15 protein-coding genes are annotated in these 18,347 nt (G+C 65.8%); 10 read left to right on the top strand and 5 right to left on the bottom strand.

Going from position 1 to position 18,347, the window contains the following annotated elements; genetic code table 11:
* Positions 1 to 138: 138 nt before the first annotated feature.
* The gene (locus tag ASD80_RS09130) at positions 139 to 2,088 is read right to left on the bottom strand and encodes a MacB family efflux pump subunit (RefSeq protein WP_056231775.1); all 1,950 of its coding nucleotides are present in this window, start codon (positions 2,086 to 2,088) and stop codon (positions 139 to 141) included.
* Positions 2,089 to 2,091: 3 nt separating this feature from the next.
* Positions 2,092 to 3,288 carry an efflux RND transporter periplasmic adaptor subunit gene (locus ASD80_RS09125; protein WP_200950276.1) on the bottom strand — a complete coding sequence of 399 codons (1,197 nt, stop codon included), beginning with the start codon at positions 3,286 to 3,288 and terminating at the stop codon, positions 2,092 to 2,094.
* A 311-nt stretch (positions 3,289 to 3,599) separates the two neighbouring features.
* Between ASD80_RS09125 and ASD80_RS09120 the strand changes: the two genes are divergently transcribed.
* The 5 genes from ASD80_RS09120 to ASD80_RS09100 all read left to right on the top strand — a co-directional run bounded on the left by ASD80_RS09120 (position 3,600) and on the right by ASD80_RS09100 (position 8,996).
* Positions 3,600 to 4,376 (top strand): SDR family NAD(P)-dependent oxidoreductase, encoded by a 777-nt coding sequence (locus ASD80_RS09120; protein ID WP_056231772.1) that lies wholly within the window; start codon positions 3,600 to 3,602, stop codon positions 4,374 to 4,376.
* 54 nt (positions 4,377 to 4,430) lie between these two features.
* Positions 4,431 to 6,665 (top strand): sensor histidine kinase, encoded by a 2,235-nt coding sequence (locus tag ASD80_RS09115; RefSeq protein ID WP_056231767.1) that lies wholly within the window; start codon positions 4,431 to 4,433, stop codon positions 6,663 to 6,665.
* Positions 6,662 to 7,318 carry a response regulator transcription factor gene (locus tag ASD80_RS09110; RefSeq protein ID WP_056231764.1) on the top strand — a complete coding sequence of 219 codons (657 nt, stop codon included), beginning with the start codon at positions 6,662 to 6,664 and terminating at the stop codon, positions 7,316 to 7,318. The genes ASD80_RS09115 and ASD80_RS09110 overlap by 4 nt, the downstream gene beginning before the upstream one ends.
* Positions 7,319 to 7,404: 86 nt before the next feature.
* On the top strand, positions 7,405 to 8,112 hold the full coding sequence (locus tag ASD80_RS09105; protein ID WP_056231761.1) for a hypothetical protein: 708 nt from the start codon (positions 7,405 to 7,407) through the stop codon (positions 8,110 to 8,112).
* 2 nt (positions 8,113 to 8,114) lie between these two features.
* Positions 8,115 to 8,996, top strand: a complete 882-nt coding sequence (locus ASD80_RS09100; protein ID WP_056231759.1) for a hypothetical protein — start codon at positions 8,115 to 8,117, stop codon at positions 8,994 to 8,996.
* A 24-nt stretch (positions 8,997 to 9,020) separates the two neighbouring features.
* Here the strand turns inward: ASD80_RS09100 and ASD80_RS09095 are convergent, their stop codons facing one another.
* Positions 9,021 to 10,064 (bottom strand): Ldh family oxidoreductase, encoded by a 1,044-nt coding sequence (locus ASD80_RS09095; RefSeq protein WP_056231756.1) that lies wholly within the window; start codon positions 10,062 to 10,064, stop codon positions 9,021 to 9,023.
* Positions 10,065 to 10,230: 166 nt separating this feature from the next.
* On the opposite strand from ASD80_RS09095, the gene ASD80_RS09090 reads away from it, so the two are divergent.
* From ASD80_RS09090 to fabV, 4 genes are all read left to right on the top strand, one after another.
* Complete coding sequence (locus ASD80_RS09090) at positions 10,231 to 11,124, top strand: aromatic ring-hydroxylating dioxygenase subunit alpha (protein WP_056231753.1); 894 nt, start codon at positions 10,231 to 10,233, stop codon at positions 11,122 to 11,124.
* 211 nt (positions 11,125 to 11,335) lie between these two features.
* Complete coding sequence (locus ASD80_RS09085; protein ID WP_056231749.1) at positions 11,336 to 13,042, top strand: Rieske 2Fe-2S domain-containing protein; 1,707 nt, start codon at positions 11,336 to 11,338, stop codon at positions 13,040 to 13,042.
* Positions 13,043 to 13,229: 187 nt separating this feature from the next.
* Positions 13,230 to 13,880, top strand: coding sequence for a glutathione S-transferase family protein (locus ASD80_RS09080; protein ID WP_056231748.1), 651 nt, complete (start codon positions 13,230 to 13,232; stop codon positions 13,878 to 13,880).
* 202 nt (positions 13,881 to 14,082) lie between these two features.
* A complete protein-coding gene (gene fabV / locus ASD80_RS09075) occupies positions 14,083 to 15,252 on the top strand; it encodes an enoyl-ACP reductase FabV (RefSeq protein ID WP_056231745.1) in 1,170 nt (389 codons plus the stop codon).
* A gap of 147 nt (positions 15,253 to 15,399) precedes the next feature.
* On the opposite strand, the gene ASD80_RS09070 is transcribed toward fabV, so the two are convergent.
* Together ASD80_RS09070 and epmA are read right to left on the bottom strand one after the other, a co-directional pair.
* A complete protein-coding gene (locus tag ASD80_RS09070) occupies positions 15,400 to 16,428 on the bottom strand; it encodes a lysine-2,3-aminomutase-like protein (RefSeq protein WP_056231742.1) in 1,029 nt (342 codons plus the stop codon).
* 127 nt (positions 16,429 to 16,555) lie between these two features.
* Positions 16,556 to 17,611 (bottom strand): EF-P lysine aminoacylase EpmA, encoded by a 1,056-nt coding sequence (gene epmA / locus ASD80_RS09065; protein ID WP_056231738.1) that lies wholly within the window; start codon positions 17,609 to 17,611, stop codon positions 16,556 to 16,558.
* Positions 17,612 to 17,740: 129 nt separating this feature from the next.
* Here epmA and efp point away from each other — a divergent pair, with 129 nt between their 5' ends.
* Complete coding sequence (gene efp, locus ASD80_RS09060) at positions 17,741 to 18,310, top strand: elongation factor P (RefSeq protein ID WP_056231735.1); 570 nt, start codon at positions 17,741 to 17,743, stop codon at positions 18,308 to 18,310.
* Positions 18,311 to 18,347: the final 37 nt, after the last annotated feature.

Here is an 18,347-nt window from a genome sequence, read left to right as displayed (position 1 = left end):
ATAAGGCCTGCCCGAGGACGGTCGATGTCTGCCCGGGAGCGCGGGTGCGGCCGCCTCCCGGGACATCTTAATCAGATTTCGTCGATACAAGCCCGAGGGTGACGTCCGGTGGGTGAGGGGAGTGTAGGTGGCCCGACCTCACTCCCGCGCCAGCGCTTCCACCGGGTCCATGCGTGCCGCCGAGCGTGCCGGCATGAAGCCGAACACCACCCCGATCAGGCTTGCCGAGCCGATCGCCAGCATGATCGATTCCGCCGAATAGCTGACCCTTGCTCCGCTCACCAGCGTCGTCAGCAGGCTCCCCAGCCCGAAGCTCAGCGCCACGCCCGCCGCGCCGCCGACAAAGCAGACCAGCACCGCCTCGATGAGGAACTGCCGCAGGATATCGCCGCGCCGCGCCCCCACCGCCATGCGAATGCCGATCTCCTTGGTGCGCTCGGATACGCTCACCAGCATGATATTCATCACCCCGATGCCGCCCACCACCAGCGAAATCACGGCGATGGTGGAAATCAGCAGCGTCAGCGTCGCCGCGGTCGATTCGATCGTGTCGCGGATGGTCGCGGTGTTCTGCAGGAAGAAATCGGTCTTGCCGTCGTGCAGGCGCGTCAGCAGTTCGGTGATTTCGGCCTCGGCCTGGGCCATGTCGGCATCGTCGCTGACCCGCACCGCGATGGAGCCGAGATAGGGCCGGCCCAATATGCGGTCCATCGCCGTGGTATAGGGCACATAGACATTGGCGCTGTTGCCCCCCGGCCCGAAACCGGTGACGTTTTCCACCACGCCGATCACCCGCACCGGCACCTTGCCGAGCATGATGACCTGCCCGATCGGGTCCTCGCCGTTGACGAAGAAGGCGTCGCGCGCGTTGCCGTCGATCACCGCTTCCTGCGTGCGCTGGGTGATGCTGGTCTCGTTGAAGCCGACGCCCTGCTCGAAGGTCCGGCCGTTGACCTGGAAATACTCCCGGCCCACCCCGGTTATCGACGCATTGGACGAGGTATTGCGGAACAGCACCGTGGCATTGGCACTGACCTGCGGCGATACGCTGTCGGCATAGGGCTGCAGCGCCAGCGCCGCCGCATCGGACGGCACCAGCGTCTGGATGCGGTTGCTCCGCCGGTCGCCGAACCCGCTGCCGGGATAGACATTGATCGTATTGGTGCCGATCGAGGCGATGTTTTCCAGCACCGTTTCCTGGCTGCCCTGCCCCAGCGCCACCACGCTCACCACCGAGGCGATGCCGATGATGATGCCGAGCATGGTCAGGAACGTGCGCAGCTTGTGCGCCACCATGGCGCGCAACGCCATGCGCAGGGCTTCGAGCCCGCTGTCGATCCCCTCGCGCCAGCGCGCGATGCGGCCGATCGTTTCCTTGACCTTGTCGACGCGTGTCTCCTCGGCATTGCGCCGGTCGGCGATGATGACGCCGTCCGATATCTCGATCACCCGTTCGGTCTGCGCCGCGATCAGCGGGTCATGCGTCACGATGATGATGGTGTGGCCGTCGCGATGCAGCTCGCCCAGCAGCGCCATCAGCTCCTTGCCGCTCTTGCTGTCGAGTGCCCCCGTCGGCTCGTCGGCGAGGATGACTTCGCCGCCATTCATCAGCGCCCGCGCCACGCTGACACGCTGCTGCTGGCCGCCCGAAAGGGCATTAGGCCGGTGGCTCAAGCGCTCGCCGAGGCCAAGCCGGGTCAGCAGGTCGATGGCCCGCTTGCGCCGGGCTCCGCCGGCCACGCCCGCATAGATGGCGGGCATTTCCACATTCTCGACCGCGTCGAGATCGGGCAATAGCTGATAGCGCTGGAAGATGAAGCCGAAATGTTCGCGCCGCAGTTCCGCCAGCGCGTCCGGCGCCAGCTTGCCGACTTCGCGCCCGGCAAACTTGTAGCTGCCCGAGCTTGCCCGATCGAGACAGCCGAGAATATTCATCAGCGTCGACTTGCCCGAGCCGGACTGGCCGATAATGGCAACCAGTTCGCCCCGGTGGATGTCGAGATCGACATTGTCGAGCACGGTCACCGCCTCGGCGCCGGTCTGGAACCGCCGCGTCAGCCCGCGCAGGGAAATGATGGGATCGCTCATGGGCTAGCCGCCGAACCGCATGCCCATGCCCGGCGGACGGAAGCCACCGCCGCCCTGGCCGCCCGCGGGTCGCGCGATGGCCGCACCGCCGCTCACCACCTGCTCGCCTTCGCTCAGCCCGCTCCTGATCTCGGCCATGACATTATTGTTGAGGCCCACCTCGATCCGCCGTGGCGCGATCGCCTCGGTCGCCGGATCGTAGACCGCCACGACCGTATTGCCCTGCGGATCCTTGCGCGACACCAGCGCCGAGGACAGCACCAGCGCATTTTCCACCTCATCGAGCACGATGGTCACCTGCGCCGTCATCGAGATGCGCAGCTTATGATCGGGGTTGGGCACATCGAACAGGCCGTTATAATAGACCGCGTCGTCGCTCGCGGCCGTGTCCGAGCTGATCGAGGTCGGCGCCGGCTCCACCTCGCGCAGGGTGGCGTCGATCTTGACGTCGGGCTCGCCCAATATGGTGAAATAGACCCGCTGCCCGGCCTCGACGCGCACCACGTCGGCCTCGGAAATTTCGGCCTTGATCACCATCGTATCGAGGTCGGCGATCTTGACGATGGTGGGAATGGTCGAATTGGCATTGACCGTCTGCCCCTCGTCCACCAGCAGGGCGACGATGGTGCCGTCGCTGGGCGCCACGATCCGGGTGCGCGCCAGGTTGAGCTCCGCCGATTCGACGCTGAGCTGGGACTGGGCGATCTGGGCGTCGAGCTGGTCGATCTGCGCCTGCGCCGAATCCACCGCCGCCTGCGCCGTTTCGAGATCGGTCTGGCTGACCAGGCTGTTGGCGCTGAGCTGCTGGTTGCGCGCCAGCGCCGCTTCGGCCTTGGCCAGCGTCGCCTGCTGGCTGCGCTTCTGCGCCTCGATGCCGGCCAGTACCGCCTGCGCCGTCTTGACCGCATTCTCCTGGTCGAGGCTGTCGATCTCCACGATCAGGTCGCCCTTTTTGACGTCCTGCCCCAGCGCCACATGCACCGCCTCGATGCGCCCGCTGACTTCGGCGCCGACGCTGACCAGCGAATTGGCTTCGAGCACGCCCGAGGCCAGTACCGTGCGTTCGATGTCGCCGCGCGCCACCGCCACCGTATTGGGCACCGTCGCCGCTTCGGGCGCTGCCAGGAAATACCACCACGCCCCGAAGCCCGCGCCCCCGAGCACCACCAGCGTCACCAACCACTTTGCCAACGTCTTCAACCGCGCAATCCTGCAATTTTCAAATCACCGCAGGATAATACGCCCTGCCTCCGAGTTCACGTTAGGACTTGGTAAGGTTGGCACAGCATCGTGAAAGGCCCGGCCGACGTCACCGGGACTCTCCCCTCCAGCGTCATCACCCGGCTTGTCCGGGTGATCCATCGCCCAGCGTGCGTGGAGATGTGGATTACCCGGACGACCCGGGTAATGACGATAGGGGGCGGTTACCGGAGGCCGTCGGTCTCCAACGCGGTTGACCTGCCGGTCACGCCCGGTCCACCCTGCGATCCTCCCACCTTCAGGACCACGCCATGTATTCGCTGCTCGATCCCGGCCAATTCGTCGTCTTCATCACCGGCGCCACCTCCGGCTTCGGCGCCGCCGCCGCCCGCCGCTATGTCGGGGCCGGCGGCAAGGTGATCGCCACCGGCCGCCGGCTGGACCGCCTTGAGCACTTGCAGGAAGAGCTGGGCGCCGAAAACTGCCACATCGTCGAACTGGACGTGCGCGACCGCGCTGCCATCGACGCCGCCATCGCTTCGCTCCCGGCCCCGTTCGACGCCGTCAATATCGTGCTGGCCAATGCCGGCCTGGCGCTGGGCCTGCAGCCCGCCGCCGAGACCGACATCACCGATTGGGAGACCATGATCGCCACCAATGTCACGGGTCTGGTCTATACCGTGCGCGCTTTGCTGCCCGGCCTCATTGCCCGTGGCGGCGGTCATATCGTCACCCTGGGCTCGGTGGCCGCCGACTACCCGTATCCGGGTGGGTCGGTCTATGGCGGCACCAAGGCCTTCGTGAAGCAGTTCGCACTCAATATCCGCTCCGACGTGCAGGGCAAGAATGTGCGCGTCACCAATATCGAGCCGGGCCTGACCGAAACCGAATTCTCGCTGGTCCGTTTCAAGGGCGACGAGAGCAAGGCGGCCAGGGCCTATGAAGGCGCGCGGGCCATGAATGCCGACGATATTGCCGAGTCGATCTTCTGGGCCACGTCTTTGCCGGCCCATGTCAACGTCAACCGGTTACAGTTGATGGCCACCGACCAGGCCTTCGGACCATTTGATATCCACCGCCAACGTTAAGATTAGAGTAACTATAATATTGCGCTGACGCCACTTGCGCCCTTTTATGGGCCCATGCGCACCAATATTCCCACGCCAAGCCTGCTGCTGATCGTCGTCACCCTGCTTTCGGTCGCCGTGGCGGTCGTGGTCATGTGGGGGGCGACCATGGTGCCCTGGATGGGGCTGCGCCTGGCCCTCACGCCCGACGGCAGCCAGATCCAGGTCATCGGCATCGACGATGTCGACAGCTTCAGCGAACCGACGCCCGGCAATGGCAACCTGCTGCTGGCCATCGGCCCGCATCCCGCCGATCCGGCCCACCCACCTGTCGTCCTCGAACCCAGCGACATCACCCCCGAGCCCGACAGCTTTGAAAGCTTCGCGGCAATCGACACCTTCTTCCAGCGCCAGGCCGTGCTCGACGCGCTGCTGCAGGAGCCGGTGACGCTCTATATGCAATCCACCTATTCGCGCGAGCCGTTCACCACCGTCACCTATCCGATGACGCGCCCCTTCGAAAACCTGCCGGACGGCTTCTGGGTACAATTGCTTGCCGGCCTTGCCGGCGTGCTGATTTCGGGCTGGGTCTGGGCGCTGAAACCCGGCCGACTGGGGCCGGTGCTGTTCTTCATCGGCGCCGGCGGCATGGCGCTCTCCACCACGACCTCGGCCATCTATGCCAATCGCGAGCTGGCCATGAATGCCGACCTGTTCCGCGTTCTCGTGCCCGTCAACAATTCGGGCGCCGTCATCTTCGGCCTCGCCATGTTCGGCCTGCTGATGATCTATCCGGTCCGGCTGATCCGCCCGGCCTGGCTCTGGCTGCTGCTGGTGCTGTTTGCCGTCATGGCCACGCTGACCTTCGGCCATATCGGCCTTGGCCCCTACCAGCTCTATCTCTTCGTCGCCGCGGCAACCCTCGCCATCTTCGCCGCCATCGGCCTGCAATGGCTTGCCACCCGCAAGCGCCCGGCCGATCGGGCGGCCCTGGGCTGGCTGGGCCTCTCCATTGCGGTGGGCTGCAGCGCCTATACCGTGCTCGGTGCCGCCCCGGTGCTGTTCGATGTGCCCTTCGGGCTGCCGCAGAGCCATGTCACCGGCGTCCTGGTGGTGATTTATCTCGGCCTCGCCTTCGGCCTGTCGCGCTTCCGCCTGTTCGAACTGGGCGACTGGGCCTATCGCGTGCTGTTCTATACGGTCGGTACGCTGCTGCTGGTCTGTATCGATGCCGGACTGGTCGTGCTGCTCGAACTCGACAATGGACCGGCTTTGGCCTTGTCGCTGCTGCTGGTGGGCTTTCTCTACCTGCCCACCCGCGACTGGATCTGGCGGCGCATCACCGCCCGCCGCCGGATCGAACAGCATGAACTGTTTTCCGCCGCTCTCGACGTGGCCTTCGCGCCCTCGCCCGCCGGGCGCGCCTCGCGCTGGCGGGCGCTGCTGACGCGGCTGTTCGATCCGCTCGAAGTCACCGAATCCACCGATATCGCCGCCATCGGCGTCAGCAATGACGGGCTGACCCTGCATCTGCCGCCCGCCGCCGGCTCGCCGCCTTTGCTGCTGGCCTATCCCTTTGCCGGCCGCGGCCTGTTCTCCCCGCAGCACCAGGACCTGGCCGAGCAATTGCTCACCCTCGTCGCCCGCGCCGAGGAAGGCCGCGAGGCCTATATGCGTGGCGTCGGCGAGGAACGCCGCCGCATGGCGCGCGACCTGCATGACGATGTCGGCGCCCGCCTGCTGACCGGGTTGCATACCGCCGACGAAACCACCCGCCCGACGCTCCAGGCCGCGCTCAGCGATATCCGCGCCATCGTCAGCGGCCTTTCCGGGGAGGAAGCCAGTCTCGACCGCGTGCTCGCCGAAACCCGCCACGAAGCCGCTCGCCGGCTCGAAGCCGCCGAGATCGCGCTCGACTGGCCCCTGCCCGAAGCCGAGATCGACGCCATCCAGCTCGATTATCGCCTGCACAAGGCGCTGACCTCGGCCGTCCGCGAAATCGTCTCCAATGTCATCCGGCACTCCGCCGCCAGCCGGTTCACCGTCACGGCGACCCTTTCTCCCGGCCATCTGACAGTGCAATTCGCCGACAATGGCAAGGGCCTGCCACCCGCGGCGCTGGCCGGCGAAACCGCAGGCTTCGGCCTGCGCAACCTGCGCCACCGCATCGGGGATATCGGCGGTTACCTGACGCTGGCCGCTATGCCCGCCGGCACCACCATCACCCTCGATATTCCGCTGGTCCTCCAGCCCCACACCCCGGAACCGGGGGTGCCCGAACCGCCGCTTCCGCTTAACTCACCCGCATGAGTGTCGAACCCGCTGCTACCCGCCTGTGCCTTTTGATCGAGGATCAGCCCCGCACCCGCGACTGGATGCTGTCGGTGCTGGCATCGGCCTTTCCCGATCTGCGCATCGAGACCGCCGGCACGCTCAAATCCGCCCATGCCTGGCTCGACCAGCACGCCGCCGACGTCTGGCTGGCCATTGTCGATATCGGCCTGCCCGACGGCTCGGGCGTCGATATCGTGCGCCGCCTGCAGCGCGAGCATCCCCACGTCCTGCCCGTCGTCGCCACCATCTATGACGACGACGCGCATCTGTTCGAAGCCATTGCCGCCGGCGCCCGCGGCTATGTGCTCAAGGACGAGGAAGCGGACCTGCTGGTCAACTACCTCCGCCGCATCGAGCGCGGCGAACCGCCTCTTTCCCCCTCCATCGCCCATCGCATGCTGAGCCATTTCCGCGCCCCCGCCATGGTCAAGGACGAAGCCGGCCTCAGCCCGCGCGAAACCGAAGTGCTGACCCTGCTGGCCCGCGGCCTCACCGTCGCCGAAGCCGCCTCACGCCTCGGCCTGCAGCCCCAGACCGTCGCCTCCTATGTCAAGGTCATCTACCAGAAACTCTGCGTCACCAGCCGCGCCGAGGCGACAAGGGAAGCCGTGAAACGGGGGCTGGCGTAACCCCGCCCCTGGGGAGGGGCAAGCCCCCCTCAAACCGGGGCTGACCCCCGCCCCTTCCATCGCCATCTTCCCCACAGGAGGATTCGATGAAGCTGCGCCCCACCCTGACCATCCTTGCCATCGTCGCCATGGGCATCCTGCTGTTCGTGCCCAAATCCGCCAAGGCGCAGGAACCAGTCACCTTGCAGAGCCTCGATTTCGATTGCCTGCAGACCATCCTGCGCAACTGCGAGGTGCTGACCGCCGGCTATGTCAATGTCGACTCCGGCGAATATGAAGGCGCCCCCATGCTCGCCTGGCAGACCCAGTCGGGGTTCACCCATGACGATGGCGTGCTGGGCGGCTTCGTGCTTTTCCAGTTTGGCGACGATGGCTGGGAACTGCTCGATTCCGGCTTCGACGGCGCTCGTTTCCAGCTGCCGGCGGCGAACGAAGACGGCCTGCTTCACATCCCCGGCTATAGCGGCGGGACCGGCGCCTATAATGTCGACCGCCTCTACCAGTGGGGCGATACTGGCGGCGCGCTCTATCGCGAAGCCTGGCATACCATCGACATGAGGAGCTGGCTGGGGGACATCGGCACCATGCTGCCGCCCGGCCTCGAAATCTGGAAAGGCGTCGACTACGACTTTGAAAACCCATGGTCGGGCCTGGTGGCGCGCACGGCGCTCTGGCGCGCCGATGACGGCAATTGCTGCCCCACCGGCGGCAGCGCGGTCATCACCTTCGACATCGTGGACCATGCCCTCGTCGCCACCGATATCGTCTATACGCCGCCCGTCCAGGCGAAATGAGCATGGCCGCCATCGAGGTCTCCCTCCGCGCCATCGGCGCCTTCTATGTCTTTGCCGGTATTGTCGGCATGCGCGCCCTAGTCATGGATCACCTGATGGACCAGATGCTGGCTGCCATCACCCTCAAGCCCATCCCGGCCAACGAGCATCGCCGCCGCTGGCTGCTGGGCGGCAGCGTTCTCGCCGTCGGCATGGGCGGCATGGCGCTGATAGTGCTCAGCCTCTGGTCTGTGCCGCTGTTCCTGTTCGGCGCCGCGACGCAGGCCTTCTACCTCGTCTGGGCCCGCACCGCCTTTCCTGTCGACGGCGACACCGAGCGCAAGGGCCGCAGCCAGACCGTTCAGGCTGCCCTGCTCTATGGCGTCGCCACCGTCCTGGTCTGCGCCGCCGCCCTCGCCGGGTGGCTGCATCCCTGGCTCGACCCCTGGGCCGCGCTGATCCCGACCGCCGGCCTGGCGTTACTGGCGCTGGTCGGCCGGCATTTCCTGTGGCGCGGCCATGCGGAATCGTTCCAGCCCGTCAATGACAACGACCCGCCCGAGCGCAGCATTCCACCCGTACATCGCGTGCGCCTGCAGCCGAGCTGGCACGGCTTCCCCCTGCTCGACGCCGATACCGGCATGGGCGTCACCTATGACGATTACGTGCCCGAGGACCTGGGGGACCGCATCTATGCCTGGGCCCACGCCTTCCATGCCGGCGACGACCACATCGTCCAGGAATTCTGGTGCCAGTTTCCTGATGCGGAAGCCGAAACCGCCCACCGTGCCGAGGGCCATGCCATCGCATTGGCCCTTGTCGGCATTTTCGGTGCGGGCAATGTCGAGGGGCCAATCTACCCGGCCGATATACGCTACGGCAAAGCGGACCAATCCCGGCCTTGATCTGCCGGCAAAACCGGAACGTCCCTACAGTCCCAGAAACCTCACGCTGTCCGGATCGACCGGCACGCCCTCGTCCTGCCGGCGTGCCATCTCCTCCCATTCCCGATCGCCCGGCGCCATCACCCTCTCGGCGCCCGGCCGCACCGGGGCGCTGCGCAGGCTGGCCAGATAGCGCGTGATCATCGCCCCGAACAGGTCGCGCCCGACGAACTTGTCCGGGTCGATCACCAGCACGAAATGGCCCATATTGCGCGGCGTCGAGATATCGCCGCCCGGCCCGCCATACATGGCAATGAAATCGGTATCGAGCGTCGTGCCGGTCAGCAGCGCCGAAAACAGCGTCGCCACCCCGGCCAGAGCCGCGCCCTTATAGCCATATTCCGCCCCGCCCAGCGGCAGCAGCATGTCGGCAAGCTGGGGATCGGTGGTAGCCCCGCCATGCTTGTCCGCCGCCACGCCGGCCGGCAATTCGAGCCCGAGCGAGCGATGCAGCAGCACCCTGTTCATCGGAATCGACGAGGTCGCCATATCGAGCAGCCACGGTCTGCTGTCCGGCACCGGCGCGGCAAAAGCCAGCGGATTGGTGCCGTGAAACCGCGCCGCCCCGTCGAACAAGGCCACCATGGAGTCGGTATTGGTGGTGGCGAAGGTCACGAAACCCCGCTCCGCCCCCGCCAGCGCATAGGCGCCCGCCGCCCCCAGATGGGACGAATGGGCGATGCCCACCGCGCCGACGCCCGCCTGCCGCGCCAGCTCGATCCCCACCTCGACGGCATGATAGGCCGCGTAATGCCCCAGCCCGTCATCGCCATCCACCATGGCGCTGCCGGCGGCGCGGATATCCACCTTGAGCTGTGGATTCTTGTTGAGCCGGCCGCCACGGAGCATGTTGCAATAATGCTCGGTCAGCCGCACGCCATGGCTGTCCACGCCCACCAGCGACGCATGCAGCATGGCCCTGGTGGCGGCCGCCAACGACGCTTCGCTCGCCCCCGCTTCGCGCAGCCGCGCGGCGACCTTCTCCTCCAGCAGGGCGGCCGGAAATTTCTTCGAATCGTTGGTCTGCATAATCCCCTCGATAGCCCTCATGGTGAGCCTGACAAGCTCACCATGAGGGCTCAATGGGTTCCTCGGCAACCCACGTCATTCCCATGCAATGGAGATTCCCGCTTGCCGGGCATGACACCGCGAAGTTGGGCGACTATGCTTGGCGCTAACAGTTGAGACCACGCCCATGCCGTCCATCGACCCCATCACCCGCGACCTCTGGCAGGTCATCGCCGCCACCGACGAAGTGCCCGTCGGCCTGGTGGAAATCACCACGCTGCTCGATGTCAGGCTCGCCCTCACCCGCGACAATGACGGCAATCCCGTTGTCTGGCGCCGCACCGACGAGGAACAGGGCGACGAGATCGACCCCGAAACCGTCCTCGACCGCCTGCCGGTCATCACGGGCTATGGCTATATCTGGACCAGCCTGGGCACCCCGCCGAAAGAGCTGTTCCCCATTCCCGAATATGCCGAAGCCGACCGCAAGAACATGAGCTGCGGCTCGATCGGCCTGGCCGTCTCGGCCCCGCGGGCGGTGGAAAATTTCCTCGATATGGGGCATTTCCCCTATGTCCACACCGATATCCTCGGCGCCGAGCCGCATACCGAGGTCAAGGAATACGACGTCGAAGTCTCCGAGGAGCGCGACGAGGTGCTGGCCACCCGCTGCAAGTTCATCCAGCCCCGCGCCGCCAAATCGGCGACCGAGGCCATGGAAGTCGAATACGTCTACCGCGTGCCCCACCCCTTCTGCTCGGTGCTCTATAAGTCCTGCCCAGAGGATGAAAACCGCCGCGATGTCATCGCCATTTTCCTCCAGCCCATGACCGAGGAGCGCTGCCGCGCCCATCTGCTGCAATCGATGATCGACAGTACGTCCACCATCACCGACCTGCGCCGCTTCCAGCAGACCATTTTCGGCCAGGACAAGCCGATCCTGGAAAACCAGTATCCCAAGCGCCTGCCGCTGGACCCCCGCGCCGAAACCCCCATCCGCGCCGACAAGAGCGCCATCGCCTATCGCAGGTGGTTGAGCCAGAAGGGCATCACCTATGGCGTCATCCCGATGGCGTCGTAGCCATGCCGGTCGCTGAAATCTCGGCTCCTGCCCTCCCCTCCCCCTTGAGGGGAGGGGCAGGGGGTGGGGGTCCATCAGTGGGCCACCGCACCACCCCCCACCCCAACCCTCCCCCTCAAGGGGGGAGGGAGCCAGATCGAGTGACCCCGTACGCCAGGGTGACGAACCACAACCACCATGATCGTGGCGCGATCCAATCCTCCTCCGCCCCATGACCCTCTCCCTTTCCGACCCCACCTGGTACCCCATCGCCAGTTCCGACGACCTCCCCTTCCGCCACGTCTATCAAGGCCAGTTGCTCGGCCGCGAACTCGCCGTCTGGCGGGCCGACGACGGCAACGTCAATGTCTGGGAAAACCGATGCCTCCATCGCGGCGTGCGTCTGTCCATCGGCATCAATGAAGGCGGCGAGCTCAAGTGCCAGTATCATGGCTGGCGCTATGCCAACCGCTCCGCCGGCTGCACCTATATCCCGGCCCACCCCGCCGACGCCCCGGCCCGCCGCATCCAGAATCGCACCTATCCGGTACGCGAGGCCTATGGCCTCATCTGGTCAGCCGCCAATGACGAACAGGCGTTTCGCCCCTTTGCCGGCGCCGAGGGCCATGACTGGTTTGCGCTCCGCCCCATGCCGGTCAACGCCGCGCCCGAGGATGTGCTGGCGGCACTCGCCGGCCTCGCCCCTGACGATCAGCCGGCCGACCTGCTGCCCGGCCTCGCCGTCCGCTTCGGCGGCACTTGGTATTTCGTCCAGCCCGTCGATGCCGGCCGCGCCGTCATCCGTGGCCTGTTGCGCGAGCAGCCGGCCGATGCCGTGGCGACGCTCCGCCACTATAACGAAACCCTCTCCAAGCTGCGCGACCGCCTCGAACGCGCCGCCGCCCGCAAGCCGGCGCCCGAACCTTTGCAGCCCACCTTCGAAAAGCTCTCGGCCGACCTCGCCACCATGCCCGATATCGCCATTCCGCGCGGCAACACCATAACCGTCGTGGTCAGGCGCAAATGGACCAGCGCCGATGGCGTCATCGGCTTCGAGCTGGCGGCACGCAACGGCCACCTGCCCACCTTCCAGCCCGGCGCCCATATCGACCTGCACCTGCCCAACGGCATGACGCGGCAATATTCGATCACCAATGGTCCCGGCGAGCTGATGAGCTACATCATCGGCGTCAAGCAGGAAAGCGCCTCCAAGGGCGGCTCCAAGGTGCTGGTGGAAACCGTGCGCGAGGGCGACCTGCTCTCCATCTCCGAGCCGCGCAACAATTTCCCGCTGCGCCGCGACGCCGTCAGAACCGTGCTCATTGCCGGCGGTATCGGCATCACGCCTCTGCTCTCCATGGCCCGCTTCCTCGACAAGTCCGCTTTGCCCTACGAACTGCATTATTTCACCCGCGCCGGGGAACAGGTGGCCTTCCGCGGCGACCTCGAAGCCCTCCATGGCAAGGTGATCCTCCACACCGGCCTGCCCCGCGCCGAAATCGGCACCACCATCGCATCGGCCCTCGGCCAGTGGAGCATGGCCCAACATGTCTATGTCTGCGGCCCCGGCCCCATGCTCGAAACCGTCCGCGACACCGCCACAGCCCAGGGCTGGCCGGAAGAGTCGATCCATTTCGAATACTTCAGGAACGACAAGGTCATCGACAATTCGTCGGCCTTCGACGTCGAACTCGCCCGCTCGGCCATGACGCTGCATGTCCCCTCGGGCAAAACCATCATGGAAGTGATGCGCGACGCCGGCCTCACCGTGCCCTCCTCCTGCGAACAGGGCGCCTGCGGCACCTGCCTCACCACGGTCATCGAAGGCGAGGTGGATCACCAGGACGTCTATCTCAACCGCAGCGAGAAGGCGTCAAACACCTGCATGATGACCTGCGTGAGCAGGGCGAAATCGGCCCGCCTGGTGCTGGATATCTGATGATGGGATTGTTCTCTTTGGCTTCGGCTCCATTCCTCCCCTCCCCCTTGAGGGGAGGGGTCGGGGGTGGGGGTCCATCAGTGACCCACAAAGCCACCCCCTCCCCAGCTCTGCTACGGCCCTTCGGGCCTAGCGACGCTACCCTCCCCTCAAGGGGGAGGGTGCGCAAGCCCGCACGGCCCCAGCAATGACCATCACCCTCTACGACTTCGAGCTCTCCGGAAACTGCTACAAGCTCCGTCTCCTCATGAGCATCCTCAAGCTGCGCTACAACATCGTGCCGGTGGATTTCTATCCCGACCGCCAGCACAAGGCCGACTGGTTCCTGCGCCTCAATCCCTTCGGCCAGCTTCCGGTGCTCAAGGATGATGACCTCATCCTCTCCGATTCCGGCGCCATCCTCGCCTATCTCGCCAAAAAGTACGACGAGTCCGGCCAATGGTTTCCCAACGACCCCGCCGTTACCGCCGAAGTCCTGCGCTGGCATGCCGTCGCCGACGACATCACCTCGACCGCTTCCGCGGCGCGGCTGGCGCTTGGCTTCTTCTACGATTTCGACATCGAAAAGGCCCAGAAAGGCGCCCATCGCATCTTCCGCCTGATGGACGAGCATCTCTGGTTCGGCGAACGTGAAGGCCGCGATTGGCTCTGCTCACCCGACCACCCCACCACCGCCGACATCGCCTGTTTCCCCTATGTCATGCTGAGCGAGGAAGGCGGCATCTCGCGCCAGGATTATCCGGCCCTGCGGCGCTGGACCGACCGGGTGCGGCGCATTCCCGGCTTTATGGTGATGTCGGGGATTTTTCCCGCCGGGCGGGCGGCGGAGGAGAGCTAGCGCCACGCCCCTATGGTTCTGTTCTCGCGAAGAGCTCCCGCCTCACCATGAGGGCTACTGGCAGCGCTGAGTTCAAAGTAGCCCTCATGGTGAGGTGCGCTTCTTCAGCGCCTCGAACCACGAGGGCGTGCCACTATGCCCCGTGCCGCTAGACCCTGCCCCCCATTCCCGCTATTGCCTTGAACACAATCGAGGAGTCCCCATGATCATCGAACCCAAGATTCGCGGCTTCATCTGCACTACCGCCCATCCCACCGGCTGCGCCACCAATGTCCAGCGCCAGATCGATCATGTCGTGGTCAAGGGCCCCATCCCTTCGGCCCGCAAGCGCGTCCTCGTTCTCGGCTGCTCGACGGGCTATGGCCTGGCGTCGCGCATCGTCACCACCTTCGGCAGCGACGCCGATACGGTCGGCGTCTCCTTCGAACGCGAGCCGGGCGAAACCAAGCCCGCCTCCGCCGGCTGGTATAATAACCGCGCCTTCGAGAACCGCGCCCGCGCGGCCGGCCGCAAGGCCGTCACCATCGAAGGCGATGCCTTTTCCGACGCCGTCAAGGCCGAGGCCATCGAAGCCATCAAGGCCAATCTCGGCCAGGTCGACCTCATCGTTTATTCCGTCGCCTCCCCTGTCCGCACCGACCCCAGCGACGGCGTCACCTATCGCTCTGCCATCAAGCCCTATGGCGCTGCGGTGACCTCCAAGACGCTCAACACCGGCACCGGCGAAGTCTCCACGATTTCCGTCGAGCCGGCGACCGAGGAAGAAGCCGCCGCCACCGTCAAGGTGATGGGCGGCGAAGATTGGGAACTCTGGATCAAGGCCCTGTCCGAAGCCGGCGTGCTGGCCGATGGCTTCCAGTCGCTCAATTACACCTATCTGGGGAGCGAGCTGACCTGGCCCATCTATCACAAGGGCACCCTGGGCAAGGCCAAGGCCGATCTCGACCGCGCCGCCGCCGCCATCCGCGGCCAGTTCGGCGCCCATGCCGCCCATGTCGTCGCCCTCAAGGCCGTGGTGACCCAGGCCAGTTCCGCCATTCCGGTCGTGCCGCTCTATGGCACGCTGCTCATCAAGGTAGAGGACGAGATGGGCCTGGGCGAAGGCCCGATCCAGCAGATCGACCGCCTGTTCCGCCAAAAGCTGCAGGGCAATATCGCCCTGGACGACGCAAGCCGCGTCCGCGTCGATGACTGGGAACTGTCCGACACCATGCAGCAGGAGCTGGCCAGGCGCTGGGCCCAGCTCTCCACCGAGACGCTGCCCGCCCTTGCCGACCTGCCGAAATATCGCGAGGAATTCCTCAAGCTCTTCGGCTTTGCCGTGGGCGGCGTCGACTATGGCGCCGACGTCGACCCGCGCGTGGTGAACTGACCCGGTGGCAGGCCCTCGTGGTTCGAGGCGCTGAAGAAGCGCACCTCACCATGAGGGCTACTGGTGTACCGGCTGAACTGGATGGCTTAGTAGACCTCATGGTGAGGTGCGAGCCCTTGCGAGCCTCGAACCACGAGGGCGTGCCACTTACTCCGGCGGATAGCGATGCGCCCCACCCTGCCAGTCGCGCACGGTAAAGCAGCCATCGCCCCCCGATATCGACGCCGCACCGATATCGGCCTTGCCATACCCGCCGGGGATATCGAGCACATAGGTCGGCCGCGCCAGCCCGGAAATCCGCCCGCGCAGGGCCGTCACCAGTGCCTGCCCGTCTTCTATACTCACCCGGAAATGGCTGGTGCCCGGCGCCAGGTCGGGATGGTGCAGGTAATAGGGCTTCACCCGGTTCTCGACGAAAGCCTTCATCAGCCCCGCCAGCGTCTCGATATCGTCATTGACCCCCTTGAGCAGCACCGACTGGCTGACCAGCACCACCCCGCCATCCGCCAGCCGCGCCAGCGCCCCGCGCGCCGCTTCGGTGAACTCGCGCGGATGGTTGGCATGCACCGCCAGATAGGTGGTCTTGCCGCTGGACCGGAGCGCCGCCACCATCCCGTCATCCACCCGCTCCGGCTCCACCACCGGCACCCGCGTATGGAAACGCACGATCTTGACGTGTTCGATACCGGCCAGCCGCGCCATGATCTCAGCCAGCCGCCGCGGCGACAGCACCAGCGGATCGCCCCCGGTGAGGATCACCTCCCAAATCTCGGGGTGATCGGCGATATAGCCGACCGCCGCATCCAGCTCCGGCCCGGTCAGCGTCCCCAGCCCGGCCGGCCCCACCATTTCGCGGCGAAAGCAGAACCGGCAATAGACCGGGCACACATGCACCGCCTTGAGCAGCACCCGGTCCGGATAGCGATGCACGATCCCTTCCACCGGCGAATGGGTGAGGTCCCCAATCGGGTCCGCCCGCTCCTCCGGCGTGGTCACCAGTTCCGCCAGCGTCGGCACGAACTGCTTGGCCATGGGGTCGTCCAGATCACTCGGATCGATCAGCGCCGCCACGTCTGGCGTGATGGCAATGGCATATTTCGCCGCCACGGCATCGAGCCCCATGCCGTCGCTCAGCCCGGCATCGACCAGGCCGTTCACCGTCTTGATGGCCGTCATGTCGCCTCAACCCCGATCGTCACCCTCGGGCTTGACCCGAGGGCTCTGCACTGACCCATCGCACAGCAAGTATAAAGCCCTCGGGTCAAGCCCGAGGGTGACGACTGATAGATGGAACGCAATACACTCATTCCGCTACCGGTGCCCACAGCACCGCCTCGATCCTGGGCGCGCCCGTCGCCAGCATCACCAGCCGGTCGAACCCCAGCGCCACCCCGCTCGCCTCCGGCATCAGCGCCAAGGCCGCCAGGAAGTCCTCGTCGACAGGATAGCGCTCGCCATAGATGCGCTCTTTCTCCGCCATTTCGCCGGCAAACCGCCGCCTCTGCTCCTCCGCATCAGTCAGTTCGCCAAAGCCGTTGGCCAGTTCCACCCCGCAGGCATAAAGCTCGAACCGCTCAGACACCCGCCGGTCATCCGCCGCCCGCCGCGCCAGGGCCGCCTCGGCCGCCGGATAGCGGTCGAGCACCGTCACCCGGCCCGTGCCCAGATGCGGCTCCACCTTCTCGACCAGTATCCGGCTGAACAGGTAGCTCCAGCTCCGGTCCTCCGGCACATCGAGCCCCTGCGCCAGCATCTGCGTGGCCAGCGCCACGCCATCGGGCACGCCCTCGTCGTCCATCGTCGCCAGCAGGTCGATCCCGGCATGGCGCGAAAATGCCTCGACCACGCTCAGCCGCTCCGGCTCGGCAAACGGGTCGCATTCCCTGTCCCGGAACCGCAGCTTCCCCGCGCCCGTCACCTCTGCCGCAATGCGCAGCAACGCCACGCAATCGGCTATAACGGCGTCATAGCCCTCGCCCGCCCGATACCATTCGAGCATGGTGAATTCGGGATGATGCAGCGCGCTGCGCTCCCGGTTGCGCCACACATGCTGCAGGCTGGCAATCCGCGTCTCGCCCGCCGCCAGCAGCTTTTTCATGGTGAATTCGGGCGAGGTGTGCAGATACATCGGGCGGCCCGCCCCGTCATTGCCGATCATGACAGTGCCGAAAGCATGCAGATGCGTCTCGTTGCCCGGCGAAAGCTGCAGCCCCGGCGGATCGACCATAAGAAAGTCATGGCCCGCCAGATAGGCCCGCACAGCCGCCTCGATCCGCCCCCGCGCCAGCAGGATCGGGCGGCGATCGGCATGGACCGAAGGCGACCACCACGGCGATGGCTGGGACGATTGGGAGCTCATGTGACCATTATGCTTGGAGCGGGCTGGCGATTTTCGCCCAGATAGGGTAGTTGGCGCACCGAAAGTCTATTCCAGCGCGCGATATGGCTTGCCTCTACGACGCGCCTACCGATTGAACAAGGAAGAATAATGGTCAAGGTCATCGCCTCTTCGCTGCGCAAGGGCAACGTCGTCGAGCAGGACGGCAATCTGCATGTCATCCTGACCGCGGAAAACGTGCATCCCGGCAAGGGCAACTCCATCACCAACGTCAACATGCGCCGCATCAGCGATGGCGTGAAGGTGGTCGGTCGCTGGCGCACCGTCGAAATGGTCGAGAAGGCCGACGTCGATGATCGCGAATACGACTATCTCTATTCCGACGGCGAAGGCCACCACTTCATGGAGCCCGCGACCTTCGAGCAGATCACCGTGGCCGACGACGTCATCGGCGACCAGAAGGCCTACCTCGTCGATGGCATGAAGGTTCACCTGATGACCTTCGAGGGCACCGCCCTCTCCATGGAGTTGCCGCAGCGCCTGACCTTCGAGATCGTCGAGACCGAACCGGTAGTCAAGGGCCAGACGGCCTCCTCGTCCTATAAGCCCGCTTTGCTCAACAACGGCCTGCGCGTCATGGTCCCGCCCCATATCGGCACCGGCACCCGCATCGTCATCCTGACGGACGACAATTCCTATGTGGAGCGTGCCAAGGACTGAGCGCCCGGCCGCCTCTTGGCGGCAAATTCCCCCAGTG

Source organism: Devosia sp. Root635, assembly GCF_001427605.1.
Lineage (GTDB): Bacteria > Pseudomonadota > Alphaproteobacteria > Rhizobiales > Devosiaceae > Devosia.
The sequence above is the reverse complement of the archived record's forward strand: the minus strand, read 5'-3'. Positions and strand labels throughout refer to the sequence as shown.